The 1,029-nt window shown below is 37.8% G+C and carries 1 protein-coding gene; it reads left to right on the plus strand.

The genetic code is table 11. The features are described from left to right. Positions 1–237: 237 nt before the first annotated feature. Positions 238–1,029 (plus strand): response regulator aspartate phosphatase (locus ACFVQC_RS30205; RefSeq protein WP_377900201.1); only part of this gene is annotated, 792 nt, incomplete at its 3' end.

Below are 1,029 nucleotides of genomic sequence, written 5' to 3' on the forward strand. Positions count from 1 at the left end.
CAGTTCAATATCTTTAACAAGCCGCACGTCTCCACCTGACCAACACATGAACCTCCACACAGTCAACACATGACCTTTTCTTTCAACACGCAGTCAACACATCCAGTCAGTGACATTTCTATCTCCGGTTAACTTTTCGGAAAATTCTTCACATTCATTTAACAGTCTGAGATAATTCGGAATACAAATGTTTACATTTCTTGCAGTTATAAAGAATTAAGAAAGGATTGGTGAAAGTTGAGTACAATAGCATTCGAAGAAGTCGGACAAGCCATAAACGATTGGTACAAAATCATCAAACAACATGACTTTTCTAAAGCCGCAGCCATGAGGGAAGAGATCGAAAACACGTTTCCAAACATGAAAGAGAATCAAACCGTATTACTGTACTTCAACCTGATTGACTCTCGTTATAAGCTCATGACAGAGGATTACAACAAATCCGGCGAATTACTGGACAATCTGAAAGCCAAAGCCTTAGAAGATAACACCGATGACATGATTCACTATTATTTTTATTTTTTCTCCGGCATGTATGAATTTCATCAAAAGCGCTATGTCAAAGCCATCATGTACTATAAAATCGCTGAAGAACGCTTGAAAAAGATACCTGATGAAATTGAAAAAGCTGAATTTCATTACTATCTGTGTAAGGCGTACTACAAAATAAAGCAAAATGTTTTCTCGATGACCCACGCTAAAATCGCATACGACACATTTAAAGCGCATGAGACCTATAAAGAAAAAACGATTAACTGTGAAATGATGTTAGGAGCAAATAAGCTTGACTTGATGCTTCCTGAACAAGCTCAGGAACACTATGAGAACGCGCAAACTGCAGCAAAAGCAAACAGCTTCCGATACACCGAAAGTTTGGCTCTTTTTAACCTTGGTGTCTGTTTTGAACGACAAAAAATGTTCATCGAATCTTCGAACTGCTTCAAACAGGCCTTGAAAATCCCTGAACATTTAGAGTCGTTTTTCGCCGTCCGCTCCACTTATATGTTAAGCAAAATTAAGTTTAAAATA

The organism is Bacillus sp. NPDC057893 (assembly GCF_042796455.1).
Taxonomy (GTDB): Bacteria; Bacillota; Bacilli; order Bacillales; family Bacillaceae_G; genus Bacillus_A.